Source organism: Saccharopolyspora sp. NPDC050642 (assembly GCF_040654735.1).
Taxonomy (GTDB): Bacteria; Actinomycetota; Actinomycetes; order Mycobacteriales; family Pseudonocardiaceae; genus Saccharopolyspora; species Saccharopolyspora elongata.
The window spans coordinates 237,259-252,646 of the sequence record NZ_JBFAIN010000002.1; the positions used below are offsets into that span (position 1 = coordinate 237,259).

General features: G+C 71.5%; 15 protein-coding genes and 1 tRNA gene. 9 read left to right on the forward strand and 7 right to left on the reverse strand.

Features of this window, described 5'->3' with window-relative positions; all coding sequences use genetic code 11:
- Positions 1-125: 125 nt before the first annotated feature.
- Together AB0H93_RS04825 and AB0H93_RS04830 are read left to right on the forward strand one after the other, a co-directional pair.
- On the forward strand, positions 126-911 hold the full coding sequence (locus tag AB0H93_RS04825; RefSeq protein WP_358567477.1) for a siderophore-interacting protein: 786 nt from the start codon (positions 126-128) through the stop codon (positions 909-911).
- An 82-nt stretch (positions 912-993) separates the two neighbouring features.
- On the forward strand, positions 994-4,104 hold the full coding sequence (locus AB0H93_RS04830; RefSeq protein WP_358567480.1) for a BTAD domain-containing putative transcriptional regulator: 3,111 nt from the start codon (positions 994-996) through the stop codon (positions 4,102-4,104).
- On the opposite strand, the gene AB0H93_RS04835 is transcribed toward AB0H93_RS04830, so the two are convergent.
- The gene (locus tag AB0H93_RS04835) at positions 4,088-4,984 is read right to left on the reverse strand and encodes an alpha/beta hydrolase (RefSeq protein WP_358567483.1); all 897 of its coding nucleotides are present in this window, start codon (positions 4,982-4,984) and stop codon (positions 4,088-4,090) included. The two genes, AB0H93_RS04830 and AB0H93_RS04835, sit on opposite strands and share 17 nt — an antisense overlap.
- Positions 4,985-5,162: 178 nt before the next feature.
- Positions 5,163-5,633: a GatB/YqeY domain-containing protein gene (locus AB0H93_RS04840; protein ID WP_358567486.1), complete on the reverse strand. Its 471-nt coding sequence runs from the start codon at positions 5,631-5,633 to the stop codon at positions 5,163-5,165.
- A gap of 83 nt (positions 5,634-5,716) precedes the next feature.
- Between AB0H93_RS04840 and AB0H93_RS04845 the strand changes: the two genes are divergently transcribed.
- Complete coding sequence (locus AB0H93_RS04845) at positions 5,717-6,679, forward strand: metallophosphoesterase (RefSeq protein ID WP_358567489.1); 963 nt, start codon at positions 5,717-5,719, stop codon at positions 6,677-6,679.
- 51 nt (positions 6,680-6,730) lie between these two features.
- Positions 6,731-6,804 (forward strand) — tRNA-Pro (locus AB0H93_RS04850).
- A gap of 54 nt (positions 6,805-6,858) precedes the next feature.
- Here AB0H93_RS04850 and AB0H93_RS04855 read toward each other — a convergent pair.
- Positions 6,859-7,266 carry a hypothetical protein gene (locus AB0H93_RS04855; RefSeq protein ID WP_358567492.1) on the reverse strand — a complete coding sequence of 136 codons (408 nt, stop codon included), beginning with the start codon at positions 7,264-7,266 and terminating at the stop codon, positions 6,859-6,861.
- 141 nt (positions 7,267-7,407) lie between these two features.
- Here AB0H93_RS04855 and AB0H93_RS04860 point away from each other — a divergent pair, with 141 nt between their 5' ends.
- From AB0H93_RS04860 to AB0H93_RS04870, 3 genes are all read left to right on the forward strand, one after another.
- Complete coding sequence (locus AB0H93_RS04860; RefSeq protein WP_358567496.1) at positions 7,408-8,064, forward strand: TetR/AcrR family transcriptional regulator; 657 nt, start codon at positions 7,408-7,410, stop codon at positions 8,062-8,064.
- 69 nt (positions 8,065-8,133) lie between these two features.
- Positions 8,134-8,616, forward strand: coding sequence for a DUF1203 domain-containing protein (locus AB0H93_RS04865; RefSeq protein ID WP_358567499.1), 483 nt, complete (start codon positions 8,134-8,136; stop codon positions 8,614-8,616).
- 48 nt (positions 8,617-8,664) lie between these two features.
- On the forward strand, positions 8,665-10,500 hold the full coding sequence (locus tag AB0H93_RS04870) for a prolyl oligopeptidase family serine peptidase (protein ID WP_358567502.1): 1,836 nt from the start codon (positions 8,665-8,667) through the stop codon (positions 10,498-10,500).
- A 298-nt stretch (positions 10,501-10,798) separates the two neighbouring features.
- Here AB0H93_RS04870 and AB0H93_RS04875 read toward each other — a convergent pair whose 3' ends face one another.
- Positions 10,799-11,296: a DUF1059 domain-containing protein gene (locus AB0H93_RS04875; protein ID WP_358567505.1), complete on the reverse strand. Its 498-nt coding sequence runs from the start codon at positions 11,294-11,296 to the stop codon at positions 10,799-10,801.
- On the reverse strand, positions 11,281-11,958 hold the full coding sequence (locus AB0H93_RS04880) for a class I SAM-dependent methyltransferase (RefSeq protein ID WP_358567508.1): 678 nt from the start codon (positions 11,956-11,958) through the stop codon (positions 11,281-11,283). Before AB0H93_RS04880 ends, AB0H93_RS04875 begins: the two co-directional genes overlap by 16 nt.
- 147 nt (positions 11,959-12,105) lie before the next feature.
- On the opposite strand from AB0H93_RS04880, the gene AB0H93_RS04885 reads away from it, so the two are divergent.
- The gene (locus tag AB0H93_RS04885) at positions 12,106-13,953 is read left to right on the forward strand and encodes a beta-galactosidase family protein (RefSeq protein WP_358567511.1); all 1,848 of its coding nucleotides are present in this window, start codon (positions 12,106-12,108) and stop codon (positions 13,951-13,953) included.
- Between the two features lie 106 nt (positions 13,954-14,059).
- On the opposite strand, the gene AB0H93_RS04890 is transcribed toward AB0H93_RS04885, so the two are convergent.
- Both AB0H93_RS04890 and AB0H93_RS04895 read right to left on the reverse strand, forming a co-directional pair.
- Entirely contained in the window at positions 14,060-14,233 is a 174-nt protein-coding gene (locus AB0H93_RS04890; protein ID WP_358567514.1) for a hypothetical protein, read from the reverse strand.
- Between the two features lie 5 nt (positions 14,234-14,238).
- A complete protein-coding gene (locus tag AB0H93_RS04895) occupies positions 14,239-14,748 on the reverse strand; it encodes a GNAT family N-acetyltransferase (RefSeq protein ID WP_358567517.1) in 510 nt (169 codons plus the stop codon).
- 77 nt (positions 14,749-14,825) lie between these two features.
- Between AB0H93_RS04895 and AB0H93_RS04900 the strand changes: the two genes are divergently transcribed.
- Complete coding sequence (locus tag AB0H93_RS04900) at positions 14,826-15,362, forward strand: TetR/AcrR family transcriptional regulator (protein WP_358567520.1); 537 nt, start codon at positions 14,826-14,828, stop codon at positions 15,360-15,362.
- Positions 15,363-15,388: the final 26 nt, after the last annotated feature.

The window sequence follows — 15,388 nt, forward strand, 5'->3', positions numbered from 1 at the left end:
ACACTCCCGGATCACGGTGCGCTGGGGTCCCGACGCACCGGGGTCCGACGCACCGGAGGTTCCCAGTTTCAATTGAAACTGCGGTCGCGCGATCGGCCGGACCGGCGGTTCTTAGACTCGGAGGCGTGACGAACACGCAGGCGAGCACCAGGCGCGCGCGATCCCGATACCGGTTGCTGGACGTGCGGTCGACCGAGCGCATCACGCCTCGGATGGTGCGCGTCACGCTCGGCGGCTCGGAGCTCTCGGACTTCGTCAGCAACGGCAGCGACCAGCGCATCAAGCTGTGCCTGCCGCAGCCCGGCCAGCCGATGCCGCTGGGCCGGACCCGCGCCGAGGTGTTCGCGCTGCCCCGCGAGCAGCAGCCCCGGCAGCGCACCTACACCGTCCGCTGGTTCGACCCGCAGCGGCAGGAGCTGGCGATCGACTTCGTCGTGCACGACCACGACGGGCCGGGCAGCGCGTGGGCGACGCAGGCCGCGCCGGGCGAGCAGATCGTCACCGTCGGCCCCAGCCCCGCGTACCGGCCGCAGCCGGACGCCGATCCGTTGGTGCTGGTCGGCGACGAGACGGCGCTGCCGGCGATCGCGGCGATCCTGGAGGAGCTGCCCGCCGAGGCCCGCGTGCAGGTGTTCACCGAGGTCGCCGATGCGGCGGAGGAGCAGTCGCTCGGTTCCGCCGCCGACGTCACCTGGCACTGGCTGCACCGCGACGGCGTTCCGGCGGCGGAGAGCACGCTGCTCGTGGATGTGCTGCGGTCCGCCGAGCTGGGCCCGGACCCGCACGTGTGGATCGGCGCGGAGGCGGACGTGGTGCAGCAGCTCCGCGAGCACTGCCAACGGGAACTCGGCCTGGACCGGCGCCGCCTCTACGCCCTCGCCTACTGGCGCCACAACGCCGCAGGCGACTGACGCTCGTCCGTGCTTCTGGGGTCCGCAGTTTCAATTGAAACTGCGGTCCCCGGTGCGGCGGGTGGCTGGCTAGCCTGGTTCGGTGATCGTGGAGTTGACCCTGTTGTCCCGGGTTTCCTTCCGGGGCCGGGAGATCACCGGTCCTCGGCTGCGCGGCCTGCTCGCTCTGCTGGCGAGTGATCTCCGCACCGGCTGCAGCACCGCTCGCCTGCTCGACGGGCTCTGGCCCGAGGAACAGCCGGAGAATCCGGCCAAGGCGCTGCAGGTCCTGGTGTCCCGTGCCCGCACGCAGCTGGGCTCCGAGGTGATCGCGCGGACTCCGACCGGGTACCGCCTGGCGATCGACGAGGACCAGGTCGACGCCTCAGCCGTCCGGCTCTGCGCCGCCGCCAGCGCCAGGCACTCCCGATCCGGCGATCACGCCGCGGCCCTCGCGCACGCCGAGGCCGGACTCGCGTTCTGGGACGAATCTCCGAGCGACGACGTGCAAGACGACCCTGTTTCGGCGCTTCGGGCCGAGCGGGCGTCGGTGCACCGGTCGCTGGCGCGCACCCGCGCTCTTGCCTTGTCGAGGCTGGGCCGCCACGCCGAGTCGGTCGAGCCGCTGGCCGAGCTGTTCCGCGCGAGGCCGAGGGACGAAGAGATCTTGCTGGAGCTGCTGCGCTGCGAGGCGGCGACGGCCGGGCCGCCCGCAGCGCTGTCCAGGTACGAGTCGTACCGCCGGTCGCTGCGCGACGAGCTCGGTTCCGATCCCGGCCCCGCGCTCCAGGAACTGCACCGGCAGCTGCTGCGCGGGCAGGCTCCCGTCGTCCGGCGCGGCGTGCGGCACGAGCCCAATCTGCTGCTGGGTCGCGCCGATGACATCGCCGCGGTGGAGAGCCTGCTGCGCTCGTCCCGGGTCGCCTCGATCGTGGGCACCGGCGGTCTCGGCAAGACGCGCTTGGCGCACGCGGTGAGCCGCCAGGCGCAGCAGCGCGTCGTGCACTTCGTCGCGCTCACCGGCATCACCGCCGATGACGACGTCGTCGGTGAGGTCGCGGCGGCGCTCGGTGTCGGGGCACGGGATGGGATCCTCGGGATCGCCGACACCTTGGACCGCGGTTCGGCGCTGCTGGTGCTGGACAACTGCGAGCACGTGATCGACGGCGTCGCGGAGCTGGTGGGGGCGCTGGTGGCGATGGCCGGGGACGTGCGGGTGCTCGTCACCAGCCGCGCCCCGCTCGGCCTGTCGTCGGAGTCCGTGCACCTGCTGCCGGAGTTGGACCTCCCGACGACCGTCGAGCTGTTCGAGCAGCGCGCGCGGGCGGCTCGCCCCGGCGTCGAGCTGCCGCGGGATGTCGTGGCCGCCTTGTGCCGCCGTCTCGACGGGCTTCCGCTCGCTGTGGAGCTGGCCGCGGCGCGGGTCCGGGCCATGTCGGTCGCCGAGATTGCCCGCCGCCTCGACGACCGCTTCGGCCTGCTGCGCGGCGGGGCGCGGGACGCTCCGCGCCGGCACCGAACGCTGCAAGCCGTGGTCGACTGGAGCTGGAGCCTCCTCGAACCTGCTGGGCAGGCCGCCATGCGCGCGTTGTCGGTGTTCCCCGGCGGATTCACCGCCGACGCCGCGCGGGCGCTGCTCGGCGAGCCCGACGTCCTGGCGGAACTGGTCGACCAGTCGCTGCTCAAGGTCACCGACACCGCTTCGGGCACGCGATTCCGGATGTTGGAGACGGTGCGCGAGTTCAGCGCGGCCCGGTGCGATGCGGCCGGCGAAACCGACCGCGTGATAGTCGATTTCCTCGCATGGGCACGCGATTTCGGTGCAACACAACATGATTCTCTGTTCGGTCCAGATCCGGTGCCGGTTGCCGAGCGGATCCGGGCGGAACGGGACAACCTGCTGCACGCCTTGCACCACGCCGTCGATCGGGTGGACGGGCGCACGGTCTCGGCGACCGCCGCCGTGCTCGCGGGGCTGTGGACCGTCGAATCCAACTACCCGCGGCTCGCCGCGCTGGCTGCGGAAACGGCCCGGGTGCTGTCGCGCTTCGAACCGGAATCCGAGCTCGTCGAGGCCACCCGGACCGCGACAGCTCTTTGCACCGCAAGCACATTCGCCATCGATGGGCCTCGCGCGACCCGCTCGCTGGTGGCGCTGCGCCGACTGCCGGCGGCGCCGCCGGACACCCCGATCCGGGCCCTCGCGGCGGTGTTGACCTCGGATGGCCCGGCGCTGCGCGGGTTGTGCGACAGCGACGAGCCGCTGCTGGCGGGAATGGCCAACGGCATCGCCACCTTCCGCTACGAGAACGAGAACGATCCGCACGGCGCGCTGGCCGCGGCCAACCGGATGATCACCGCGCTCGACGGCGGCAGCCACCCGTGGCTGCGGGCGCTCGCCCACGGCCGGGTCGGATCGCTTGCCATGCAGGTCGAACGGGGCGAGCAGGCGCGGCACCACCTGCGGGCCGCGCTGGGTGCGCTGGAGGAGCTCGGGGCGTGGTCCGACGTGACCCAGCTGCGCTGGGCGATGGTGCTGGCCAACCTGCAGCTCGGTGACGTCGACGAGGCCGAGCAGTGGCTGGCGCTGACCGAGCAGAACCGGGCGGACGACACCGTCGCCGAGCTGGTGCCGGACCTGGCCGGACGGGCGGAGATCTCGCTGGCCCGCGGCGACGTCGACGCGGGCCTGCGCCTGTGGCGGCGGGCCGCCGACCGGCTCCGGACGGCGGAGAGCCAGGTCTTCCGCGACGACCCGCGTGGCCTGCGGCCGTGGACCGTGGAGACCCGGGCCGTCGCGGTGATCGCCCACGCCCAGCACGGGCGGCTCGACCTCGTCGCGGACATCGCCGGGGAACTGCCGCGCACCCTGACCGCGATGCTCGCCGAGCCCCTCGCGAGGACGTCGCCGCACCTGGAGGACTTCCCGATCTGCGGCACGCTCCTGCTGGCCTTGGCCTGGGTGGACGTCACCGGCGATGCGCGGTCGGCCGAGTCCGGGGCTCGGCTGATCGCCCTGGCGGAGCGGTTCCGCTTCCTGCGGGGCTACCAGCCCACCATGTCGACCGCCGGAGTCCGCCGGGCGGTCGAGCTCGCCGGCGAGCCGGCATACGCCGAGGCGGTGTCCGCGTATGCCGGCCTGAGCCGCGACGACCTGCGCGCCGCAGCGCTGGCTGCGCTGCGGGCACGCGATCGGCTCAGCGCAACCGGCTGAGCAGATCCCGGGCCGCTTCGACCACGGCGTCCGGGCGGTCGGTGTGGAGCGTGCTGTGAGCGGCGCCTTCGAGCACGCGGTGCTCGCCGCGCGTGACCGAGTCGGCGAACGCCTGGAAGAGCTTCTGCTTGCTCTCGTTCAGCTCGCGCAGCTCCTCGTCGGACATGAACAGCGCCTGGCCGGGGTCGATCCCCACGCCGGTGAGCGCGATCAGCGGCACGTCCGGCCCGCCTCCCCCGGCCCGGATTTCCGCGGCGAGCTCGGGCACGTTGCTCCGCTGGTGGTTGTTGGAGTGCAGCCACTCGGTGGAGAGGTGGCGTTCGACGAGCAGTTCGCGGAGCTCGTCCGGCCACGTCGCGAACATCTGCGAAAAGTAGCCGCGGAACTGCTGGAGCTGCTCCTCGTCGAGGTCGGGCAGCGGCTGGGTCGAATTCGCCAGGTGCATCGACTCCGGCATGTGGACGTCCCAGTCCTCGTGCAGGCCCTCCAGCCAGAGCAGGCCCGCCACCTCGTCGGGGAACAGCTGCGAGAAGCGTCGGGCGTGGGTCCCGCCGAGCGAATGCGCGGCGAGCACGTAAGGCCCGGGGATCTCGGCGGCGCGCAGCAGATCCCGCAGCTCGGCGGCGGTTTCGGCGGCGGTGCGCGGGAGCGGGAGCGGGTCGCTCCAGCCGGTTCCGCCGCGGTCGTAGATCACGCTGGTGGTGAGCTCGGCGACCCGCTGGTGGACGTTCAGGTAGTCCAGGCCGACGGCGCCGGCGCCGGGCAGGAACACCACCGCGGGGCCGCCGGTGCCCGAGCGGTGCAGGAACAGCCGCCGCCCGTTGACCTCGTACCGGCGCCCCAGCGGTGGCGCGGCGCCCTCGTTCGGTTCGTGCTGCATCGTGACTCCTCTTCGCGTGGAATGGACCGAAGTCCATGACCACGCCGAGGATGCGGACGCGGGTTTCACCGCGGTATCACGACGGTTTCAGCAGGCACGGGGCCGTGAGTGTTCCGGGGCGTTATGCCACCCCGAAACACTCACGGCCCCGTGACCAGCGAAAACATGACCTCGGGAGTCAGTCGGCCAGCTGGGCCTTGACCAGGGCCGCGACCTTGCCGCCCTCGGCGCGGCCCGCCACCTTGGCGTTCGCCGCCTTCATGACCTGGCCCATCTGCTTCATGCCCGGACGCTCGCCGAGCTCGCCCTCGACCTCCGCGACCGCGTCCCGCACGAGCTGCGCCAGCTCGTCGTCGCCGAGCGGCTGCGGCAGGTAGCGCCGCAGGATCTCGGCCTCGCCGACCTCGGCGTCGGCCTGCTCCGCGCGACCGGCGCCGCGGAACGCCTCGGCGGCCTCGTCGCGCTTCTTCGCCTCCTTGTTCAGCACGCGCTGCACCTCTTCGTCGGTGAGCTCGCGCGCCTGCTTGCCCGCGACCTCCTCCTTGCCGACGGCGGCCAGCGCCATCCGCAGGACCCCGGTGACGACGGTGTCGCGTTGCTTCATCGCGGCGGAGAGGTCCGCCCGCAGCTTGTCCTTGAGCTCGGCCATGTGGTGATTATCCCGCTGACGGCCCGGCCGCCCGGCGTCAGGCCGAACGCCACCCGGGCCGGTGTCGTCGTAGGGTTGGTGGGGTGAACAAGTTCGGGCGGATTCTGCTCAGCACGGGCGCCCTCGGCGCCGCCGCGGTCACCTACTCGGCCGCGATCGAACGGCGCCACTGGACGCTCCGGCAGGCGACGCTGCCGGTGCTCGCCGAGGACGCGGCACCGCTTCGCGTGCTGCACATCTCCGACCTGCACATGACCCCGAACCAGCGGTCGAAGCAGCGGTGGGTGTCCGAGCTCGCCGAGCTGGACCCGGATCTGGTGGTCAACACCGGCGACAACCTGGCGCACCCGCAGGCGGTGCCCGCGGCCCTGCGCGCGATGGGCCCGCTGCTGGACAAGCCCGGCGTGTTCGTCTTCGGCAGCAACGACTACTACGGGCCGACCAAGAAGAACCCGGCCCGCTACCTGGTCCCGTCGTGGAAGGCTAAGCGGCTCCACGGGGAGCCGCTGCCGTGGCGCGACCTGCGGGCGGCGATGACCGAGCGCGGCTGGCTGGACGCGACGCACCGCCGGCACGAGATCGAGGTCGCCGGGATGCGGATCCACCTGGCCGGGCTCGACGACCCGCACCTGCACCTGGACCGCTACGACCTGATCGCCGGCCCGGTGCCGTCCGACGCCCACCTGCGCCTGGGCGTGACGCACTCCCCCGAGCCGCGGGTGCTGGACTCGTTCGCCGAGGACGGCTACGACCTGGTGATGGCCGGCCACACCCACGGCGGGCAGCTGCGGCTGCCGGGCTACGGGGCGCTGGTGACCAACTGCGAGCTGGACCGGTCGCGGGCGCGCGGCGCGTCCACCTGGGGCGAGCACATGCACCTGCACGTGTCGGCCGGACTGGGCACCTCGCCGTACGCGCCGCTGCGTTTCGCATGCCCGCCGGAGGCGACCTTGCTGACCCTGCTGCCCAGGGCCCAAAAACCGGCTCCTACCAGCAATGATTCCGCTAAGAGGACCCCGTTCGGAGCGGGTGAAAGCGTCCGCTAGACTATGATCCAGCGGTTGAACGAGCACCCGAGATGTTCACCGCTGGAAGATCGGGGTGTGGCGCAGCTTGGGAGCGCGCTTCGTTCGGGTCGAAGAGGTCGTGGGTTCAAATCCCGCCACCCCGACGCAGAAGAGGGCCTTGGCCGGAGTTTCCGGCCAAGGCCCTCTCTCGTTCTCGCCTACGACGGCCAGGCGGAGCGTCCGGTGATAAGTGCGCGGGCGGCTTCGCGGACGGCGGGCCGGTCGAAGCGCTCGGTCCGCCACATCGTCGACCGCAGGGCGCCGCGGTCGACGTAGGCGCGCATGATCCGCACGTGATCGGGACGTCCGACGAAGCGCCGCAGGGCTTCCTCGTCGCGCCACACCGAGACCGCACCTGAGCGCGGACGCCGGAGGCCGGGCGCCACCCACAGCCACACCCCGACCGCGCCGTCCAGATCCGGCCAGGACCTGCGCAGGACGACTCCCGCCATGCCCACGCCGATCATGGTCCACGGCCGGTGCGGCGCGAACTCGGTGATGCTCACGACGGCCGCACCGCCGGGCTCGGGGCCGGGTCGCCACGACGTGAACCAGATGCTGCCCATGAAGATCTCCTCCGAAGGCGTTGGTCGCGCCCTTCTCAAACAAATAGCACGGTCGTTCGTGCTTATTTACTACAACATCGAACGCACGGTCGTCCACTCTTCTCACTAAGCTCGGATGCGCCATCGACCGATCAGGAAGACGTGGGTACCGACGTGGCAGCACCGCACAACGACCGGCGAGTCGAGCGCGGGAACCGGACCCGCCAACTGGTCCTCCGCCGTGCCGTCGACGTGGCATCCGTCGACGGGCTCGAAGGACTGTCCCTGGGGCGGCTCGCGGGCGAGCTCGAACTCAGCAAGAGCGGCGTGTTCGCGCTGTTCGGCTCCAAGGAGGACCTGCAGCTCGCCGTGGTCCGCGCGGCCACCAAGATCTTCGTCGAGCACGTGATCGAGCCGGTTCGGGATCTCCCGCCCGGACTCGGCCGCCTGTGGCAGGTGTGCGCCGGCTGGCTCGGCTACTCCCGGGAGCGGGTCTTCCCGGGCGGCTGCTTCTTCTACTCCGCGTCGGCGGAATTCGACGCCCGCGAGGGCAAGGTCCACGATGCCCTCGCCGAGGCCCGCACCGGCTGGTTCGCCTTCCTCGAACAGATCGCGCGGGACGCGCAGCAGTCAGGCGGGATGGCCGCCGACGCCGACGTCCCGCAACTGGTCTTCGAGCTCGCCGCGTTCCTGGAGATGGCCAACGCCGAGTCCGTCCTGCACGACGAGATCACCTGCTACGACAAGGCGGCCAACGCCATCCTGAACCGCCTGCGCGGCGTGGCCACCGACCCATCCGCGCTGCCGACCGCGCCGTGACGGCGGCTTCCTGGATGAGGCGGCCGTTTCCCGCCAGATTCCGTCGCGGGCCGCGGCGACGATCGAGGTATGACCTTCCGCGTGTTGCCCATCGAACCTGACGTGCTCGACGAACTCCGCAAGCTCGATGACGCCGGGCGCGAACTTTCCGTCCGCATCGAAGACGCGAAGGACGGCGCTCCGCTGCGCTGCTGCCTGCGGCGCGCCCAGCCCGGCGAACGGATCGCACTCGTCTCCTACGCCCCGCTGCGGCGCTGGGCTCAGGAGACCGGGGCCGATCCGGGCGCTTACGACGAGGTCGGGCCCGTGTTCATCCACGCCGAGTCCTGCGACGGCCCGGCTTCGCCGGAGTGGCCCGAGGAACTGCGCGGCAGCCGACGCGTGCTGCGCGCCTACTCCGAGGACGGTCACATCCTCGGCGGCTGCCTGCTCGACCGGAACACCCAGCTCTCCGAGCGCACCGCCGAGGACCTCCTGATGGACCCGGAGATCGCGCTGGTGCACGTGCGGGCGGTGGAGTTCGGCTGCTTCTTCTTCGAGGTCCGGCGCTGAGCGCCTGCCTGCTCCGCAGTCGGCCGATCCATCGGGCAGTATCGGGGCGTGAGCACCTACCCCGAGGCGAAGATCCCAGAGAAGCTGTTCGACGACCCGGAGCGGGAGGCCCGCTGGCGGGCCCGGTTCAGCGCGCCCCGCGTGTCGCTACCCGACTGGGCGCGGGACGCCCCGCAACGCAGCCTGTACGTGTCGAACTTCAGCGGCACCTGGGAGATCTACACCTGGGACCGCGACGCGGACAAGCACCGCCAGGTCACTGACCGTCCACAGGGGACGTTCCACGGGACGTTGTCCGCCGACGGCGAGCAGATCTGGTGGTTCGACGACACCGACGGCGACGAGTTCGGCAGCTGGGTGGTCGAGCCCTTCGCCGCCGGCGAGTCCCGGCCCGCCCTGCCGGGCACGCACCCCGGCTACCCGGCAGGGCTGGAGCTCGGTTCGTCGGTGATCGGCATCGGGATGTCCACCGACGACGGCGTGACGGTGTGGGTGGCGCGCGACGGCGGGCGGCCGGAGGTGCTCTACGAGCACGAGCAGGACGGCGGGCTGTCCGCGATGTCCTGGGACGAGTCGATGGTGGTGATCTCGCACTCCGAGCACGGCGACAGCCGCCACCCCGCGCTGCGGGTGCTGCGCGTCGACGGTTCCGAGGTCGCCGAGAAGTGGGACGGCCCGGGCAAGGGCCTGGACGCGCTGGCGTTCGCGCCGGTCACCGGCGACCCGCGGCTGCTGGTGCTGCACGAGCGGCGCGGCAAGGAGGAGCTGCTGGTCTGGGACGTCGCCGAGGACACCGAGAGCGAGATCAAGCTCGACCTGCCCGGCGAGGTCTCCGCCGACTGGTACCCGGACGGCAAGGCGCTGCTGATCGCGCACACCCACCACGCGCGGACCACGATGCACCGCTACGACCTGGCCGCGGACACCCTCACCGAGCTGCCGACCCAGCCGGGCACGGTGGCCGGCGCGTCGGTGCGCCCGGACCACTCGGTGGAGTACGTGTGGTCGTCGGCGGCGACGCCGTCGCTGGTGCGCACGGTCTCGCGGGACGGCGACGACCGGGTGCTGCTGACGCCGCCCGGTGAGCGCCCGCCGGGTTCGGAGGCCGTCACCGACGTCTTCGTGGAGGTCCCGTACGGGCCGAACGAGACGGTGCACGCGCTGGTGGCGCGCCCGGCCGACGCCGGCGACGGGCCGCTGCCGACGGTGTTCAACCTGCACGGCGGCCCGCACGCGGCCGACGAGGACCGGTTCTCCGCCTACCGGGCGGCCTGGCTGGACGCCGGGTTCGCGGTCGTGGAGATCAACTACCGGGGCTCGACCGGGTACGGCTCGGCGTGGCGGGACGCCATCGAGGGCCGCCCGGGCCTGACCGAGCTGGCCGACGTCGCGCGGGTGCACGACTGGGCGATCGACGCGGGCCTGACCACGCCAGCGCTGAGCGTCGTCGCGGGCGCGTCGTGGGGCGGCTACCTGACGCTGCTGGCGCTGGGCACGCAGCCGGAGCGGTGGGCGGGCGGCGTCGCCGGGGTGCCGGTGGCCGACTACGTGTCGGCGTACGCCGACGAGATGGAGCCGCTGCGGGCCTACGACCGGGCGCTGTTCGGCGGGTCGCCGGAGGACGTCCCGGAGATCTACGAGAAGGCTTCGCCGATCACCTACGTGGACGAGGTGCGGGCGCCGGTGCTGGTGCTGGCCGGGGACAACGATCCGCGCTGCCCGATCCAGCAGATCCTGAACTACCTGGACCGGCTGGGTCGGCGGGAGATCCCGTTCGAGTTCTACCGCTACGACGCCGGGCACGGTTCCCTGGTGGTGTCGGAGACGCTGCGCCAGGTGGCGGCGGAGATCCACTTCGCCCGCCGCGCCGTCGGCCAGGGCTGACCCCTCCCCCGGCCATCCCACCCCCACTGCTCCCCGGGTCTCGGAGGTCCGCAATTTCAATGGAAATCAGAGGTCCGATTTCCATTGAAATTGCGGAAGTTGTCCACAGCCACCGGGAGTTCTCCACAGGTGTCGGTGTGTCGTGGTCTCGACACGCCGATGGTCCCCAGTTTCCATTGAAACTGGAGATCCGGTTCCAGACGGAGACCTGAGGTGCAGTTTCAATTGAAACCGCACCGGAACGGGACTCGGGTTCCGTGGAGGTGGGATGGCCGGTGAGGGTGACGTGGTGCTCGGGTCAGAGTCGTTCGGCCCGGACCACGTCGAGGTTGTGGAAGGTCGGCTCTTCGTCGCAGAGGTCCCTCATCTTGCGGGACAGCGCATCCGTTTCCGGTAGCCGGGAGTTGCGCATCGCCTCTTCGTAGGACGGGAATTCGACGAGCTCGTAGTAGCTGCCCGGGTGCTCGTGGTCCTGGGTGAGCACCGCTCGCTTCGCCGTGCGCTTGCCGCCGGTGGCTTCCTCCCATTCGTCCAGCAGCTCGTCGAGCTGGTCCAGCTTGCCGGTCTTGAACTCGATGAGCTGCACGAAGTTCATGCCGTCGGGCTCGCCGGCCGGGGTCTCGTCCTCCAGCAGTTCCCGGATCTGCTCGCGCAACTCCGGGGTGTCCTCGTGCCGGTGCACCGCCACCGCGTGTTCGGTGGCGGCGCGCAGCACCTCTTCCTCCTCGCCGCTGATGGTGAGCGAGCAGTCGCTCTCGCTCGGGTACTTGCGGCAGTCCGCTATCTTCCTGACCACGGCGGATCTCCTGGTTTGCGAATCGGATTGCGCAGCCACGCGAGTTCGCGCTCGTACTGCGGGTCCGGGCGGGTGGCGATGCCCTGCACCAGCGGCGCGCGCACGTGCGCGGACGGCCAGTACCAGTCGGCGCGGCGCACCACCAGGCCCGCCCGGTAGAGCTGCGGCATCACCTCGACGTTGAGGCGGCAGCGCCGGCAGCCGCGCAGCATCTCCTGCGCCCGGTCCTGCGCCTGCCCCACGACGCCGGGTGCACGGGTGTGCTCGAGGAACAGCAGTTGGCCGACCGGCCGCAGCACCCGGCCGATCTCGCTCAGCGCCGACTGCGGTTTCTCCGTGCTGCACAAGGCGAACCGGCAGACCACCACGTCGAAGGCGTCGTCCGGGAACGGCAGGTCCGCCGGATCGCCGTCGACGAACTCGGGGTCCAGGTCCGGGCGCTCGCTGCGCAGGTCCGGTTTGGCGCCGAGCATCGCGAGGTAGCAGATGTGGCGGTAGGCCAGCAGGTCTTCGAGGAGGAACGCGCCGATGTCCAGCACCCGCCCGGCGGCCCGCTTCCCGGTCAGCACCCGGAACCGCTCGATCATCTCGATCGGCGGTGCCACCCCGGCCCGCTTGTAGTGGCACACGGTGGCGGAGCGGACGGCGTCGCCCGACGTCATGTCCGCAGCATGGGCACTCGCGGGGACAGATCGCCAGGGGCTTCCGGCCCGTGGTCGCTGGTCCGATCCGGTTGCACCCCTGGCCTCTGGGTGCTCGAAGTTGCAAGAATCTAGGTCGTTTTGCGCAACATCGAAAAGGAGGCCGTGATGGGAAGCGTCAACCGGCGGGGATTCCTCGGCTCACTCGCGCTCGGCGGCCTCGCCCTCGGCATGGTGGGCACCAACCAAGTCGTCGCGCAGGCCCAGCAGCGGTCCGGGCTGACCGTGCGCGGCGACGAGTTCCTGCTCGACGGCGAGCCGTTCCGGATCGTGGCCGGCGAGATGCACTACTTCCGCACCCATCCCGACCACTGGCGCGACCGGCTGGCCCGGATGCGCGCGCTCGGGCTCAACAGCGTCGACACGTACGTGGCCTGGAACTTCCACGAGCCGCGGCGCGGCGCGATCGACTTCACCGGTTGGCGCGACATCGTCCGGTTCGTCGAGACCGCCGCCGAGGTCGGGCTGAAGGTCGTCGTCCGGCCCGGCCCGTACATCTGCGCGGAGTGGGACTTCGGCGGGCTGCCAGCCTGGCTGCTGGCCGACCCGGATCTGCCGCTGCGCTGCGACGAGCCGGCCTACCGCGACCTGGTCGACGAGTGGTTCGGCGAGCTGCTGCCGCGGCTGGCGCCGTTGCAGGCGACGCACGGCGGCCCGGTGCTCGCGTTCCAGGTGGAGAACGAGTACGGCAGCTACGGCAACGACCGGGCGCACCTGGACCACCTGCGGAACACCATGCGCGGCAACGGGATCGACAGCATGCTGTTCTGCTCGAACGGGCCGTCGGAGTGGATGCTGCGCGGCGGGAACCTGCCGGACGAGCTGGCGACGGTGAACTTCAGCGGCGATCCGACGGAGCCGTTCGCCGCGCTGCGCCGGTACCAGCCGAAGGGACCGTTGTGGTGCACGGAGTTCTGGGACGGCTGGTTCGACCACTGGGGCGAGCCGCACCACACCACCGATCCGGTCGAGACGGCCGCGGACGTCGAGAAGATGCTGGCCGCCGGGGCATCCGTGTCGCTGTACATGGCGGTGGGCGGCACGAACTTCGGCTGGTGGGCGGGCGCGAACTTCGATGATGCGAAGGCCGCCTACCAGCCGACGATCACCAGCTACGACTACGACTCGCCGATCGGCGAGGCCGGCGAGCTCACCGCGAAGTTCCACCGGATCCGCGAGGTCATCGCCCGGCACGAACCGGTCCCGGACGACCCGGTGCCGCCGCTTCCGCCACGACTCCCGGCGCAGCGCGTAAAGCCGGAAGCGACCGCCGGGCTGCTGGAGTCGCTCGACGTGCTCGGCGAGCCGGTCCACCGGTCCGCCCCGATGCACATGGAGGCGCTGGGCCAGCCGTACGGGTTGATCCACTACCGGACGCGCGTGCAGGGCCCGCGCGAGACGGCCGGGCTCCGGGTGCGCGGGCTGGCCGATCGGGCGCTGGTCTTCGCCGACGGCGAGCAGATCGGCACGCTCGACCGCAACGATCCGCAGGGTTCGGTGGAGGTGCCGGTGCCGCGCGAGTCGGTGCAGCTGGATCTGCTCGTCGACACCGGGGGCCGGATCAACTACGGCCATCGCCTCAACGACCCCAAGGGCATCACCGACCGCGTCCTGCACGGCTCGCAGGCGCTGTTCGACTGGGAGATCCGGCCGCTGCCGCTGGACGACCTGTCCGGCCTGCGGTTCCGGCCCGGCACCGCGAGCGGGCCCGCCTTCCACCGCGCGACGCTGCGGATCGGCGAGCCCGCCGATGGCTTCCTGGCGCTGCCCGGCTGGGAGAAGGGCATGGTGTGGCTGAACGGTTTCCTGCTCGGCCGCTACTGGTCGATCGGCCCGCAGCGCACGCTCTACGCCCCGAGTCCACTGTGGAGGGCCGGGGAGAACGAGCTCGTCGTGCTGGAGCTGCACCAGCCCGGCGGTTCGATCGAGCTCCGCCCGGAACCCGACCTGGGCTGATCAGGGCCGTGAGGCATTCGGGTCGTTGCAGGGGCCGTGCTTGTCCAACTCGCCGGTGCACCCTGCAGCAGTGGCGGCGATTTCGCACGAAATCGCCGCCCCGACGTCAGTCGGGGCGTTGCCCGGGGAGCACTTCGCCGCGCAGGATCCAGGCGTCGCCGCGGCGGATCCAGTGCAGCGGCTCCGGTTGCGGCGGCCAGGCCAGCAGGTAGCGGTCGTACAGGTCGTTCATCGTCCGCACGTGCTCGACCACCGCGCGCAGCCAGGTTCTGGTCCGCATGGCCGTCACCCCAGTTCGAGGTCGTACCTCAGCTCTTCGAGCCGGTGACCCCACTGCCGGACGGGATTTCGTTCGGTGCAGCGGAATCCCGCATCCAGGTACAGCCGGGCGGCCGATTCCAGCGAGCCGACCGTCCACAGCTTCACGTGCTCGAAGCCCTGGTCGCGCGCGTGATCGAGCAGGGCGTGCAGCAACTTCCGGCCGACCCCGGCGCCTCGCGCGGCCGGTGCGACCAAGAACCAGCGGAGCTGCGCGACGCCGTCGCCCTCGTCGGTCAGCGCGACCGTGCCGACTACCTCGCCGCCGCGCTCGGCGACCCACAGCCGGCCGGGTTCGGTGCCCGGCTCGTCCCGGGCTTCGCCCAGGGCGGCGGCGAAGGCGGCGAGCCCGTGCGCGACGTGCGCCTCGAAGCGTTCGTCGAAGCCGTGCTCGCGCGCGTAGAGCTCGCCGTGCATGGCGAGCACGGCGCCCAGATCGCCGGGGCGCGGGCCGATCCGGATGGTGATGTCGGGCATGCGGAGCTCCAGCCGAGTGAAACAATCGTTTCAGTCGTAGGCTAGCAGCCTGACCAGGAACGGAACAGAGGGCGACGATGACCCAGCAGGACGACGGCCGCCGCGGCGAACTGCTCGCGAAGCTCCTGGACTACTCCGCGACGCACGGGCTCTCCGAGGTGTCGCTGCGGCCGCTGGCGGCGGCGGTCGGCTCCAGCCCGCGGATGCTGCTGTACTTCTTCGGCTCCAAGGAAGAACTGGTGCGGGAAGTCCACCGGCACGCCCGCGACGTCCAGCTCCGGCTCCTCGCCGACACCATCGGCGACTGCGCGGACCGGGCCGAGGTGCTGCGCGCCCTGTGGCGGTGGCTCAGCGATCCGGCGCACCACAACATCATCCGGTTCTTCTTCGAGAGCTACGCGCGCTCTCTGCACTCCCGCGGCGGCGCGTGGGACGGCTTCGGCGAGGCGAGCGTCCGCGAGTGGCTCCCGCGGCTCCGACAGGCGCTCGGCGGCTCCGACACCGAGGCGACGCTGGCGCTCGCGGCGCTGCGCGGCCTGCTGCTCGACCTGCTCGCCACCGGCGACACCGACCGCGTCGAGGCGGCTTTCGAGGATCTGCTGCGCGCGCTCTGAGCGCCCGGATCGTGAGATGGCCGGAG

Bases quoted from the DNA above. Each gene is read 5' to 3' on its own strand.
- AB0H93_RS04835 (WP_358567483.1), bottom strand. From the start codon at position 4,984: ATGCAGCACGAACCGAACGAGGGCGCCGCGCCACCGCTGGGGCGCCGG.
- AB0H93_RS04840 (WP_358567486.1), bottom strand. From the start codon at position 5,633: ATGGCCGAGCTCAAGGACAAGCTGCGGGCGGACCTCTCCGCCGCGATG.
- AB0H93_RS04855 (WP_358567492.1), bottom strand. From the start codon at position 7,266: ATGGGCAGCATCTGGTTCACGTCGTGGCGACCCGGCCCCGAGCCCGGC.
- AB0H93_RS04865 (WP_358567499.1), top strand. From the start codon at position 8,134: ATGACCTTCCGCGTGTTGCCCATCGAACCTGACGTGCTCGACGAACTC.
- AB0H93_RS04880 (WP_358567508.1), bottom strand. From the start codon at position 11,958: ATGACGTCGGGCGACGCCGTCCGCTCCGCCACCGTGTGCCACTACAAG.
- AB0H93_RS04885 (WP_358567511.1), top strand. From the start codon at position 12,106: ATGGGAAGCGTCAACCGGCGGGGATTCCTCGGCTCACTCGCGCTCGGC.
- AB0H93_RS04890 (WP_358567514.1), bottom strand. From the start codon at position 14,233: ATGCGGACCAGAACCTGGCTGCGCGCGGTGGTCGAGCACGTGCGGACG.
- AB0H93_RS04895 (WP_358567517.1), bottom strand. From the start codon at position 14,748: ATGCCCGACATCACCATCCGGATCGGCCCGCGCCCCGGCGATCTGGGC.
- AB0H93_RS04900 (WP_358567520.1), top strand. From the start codon at position 14,826: ATGACCCAGCAGGACGACGGCCGCCGCGGCGAACTGCTCGCGAAGCTC.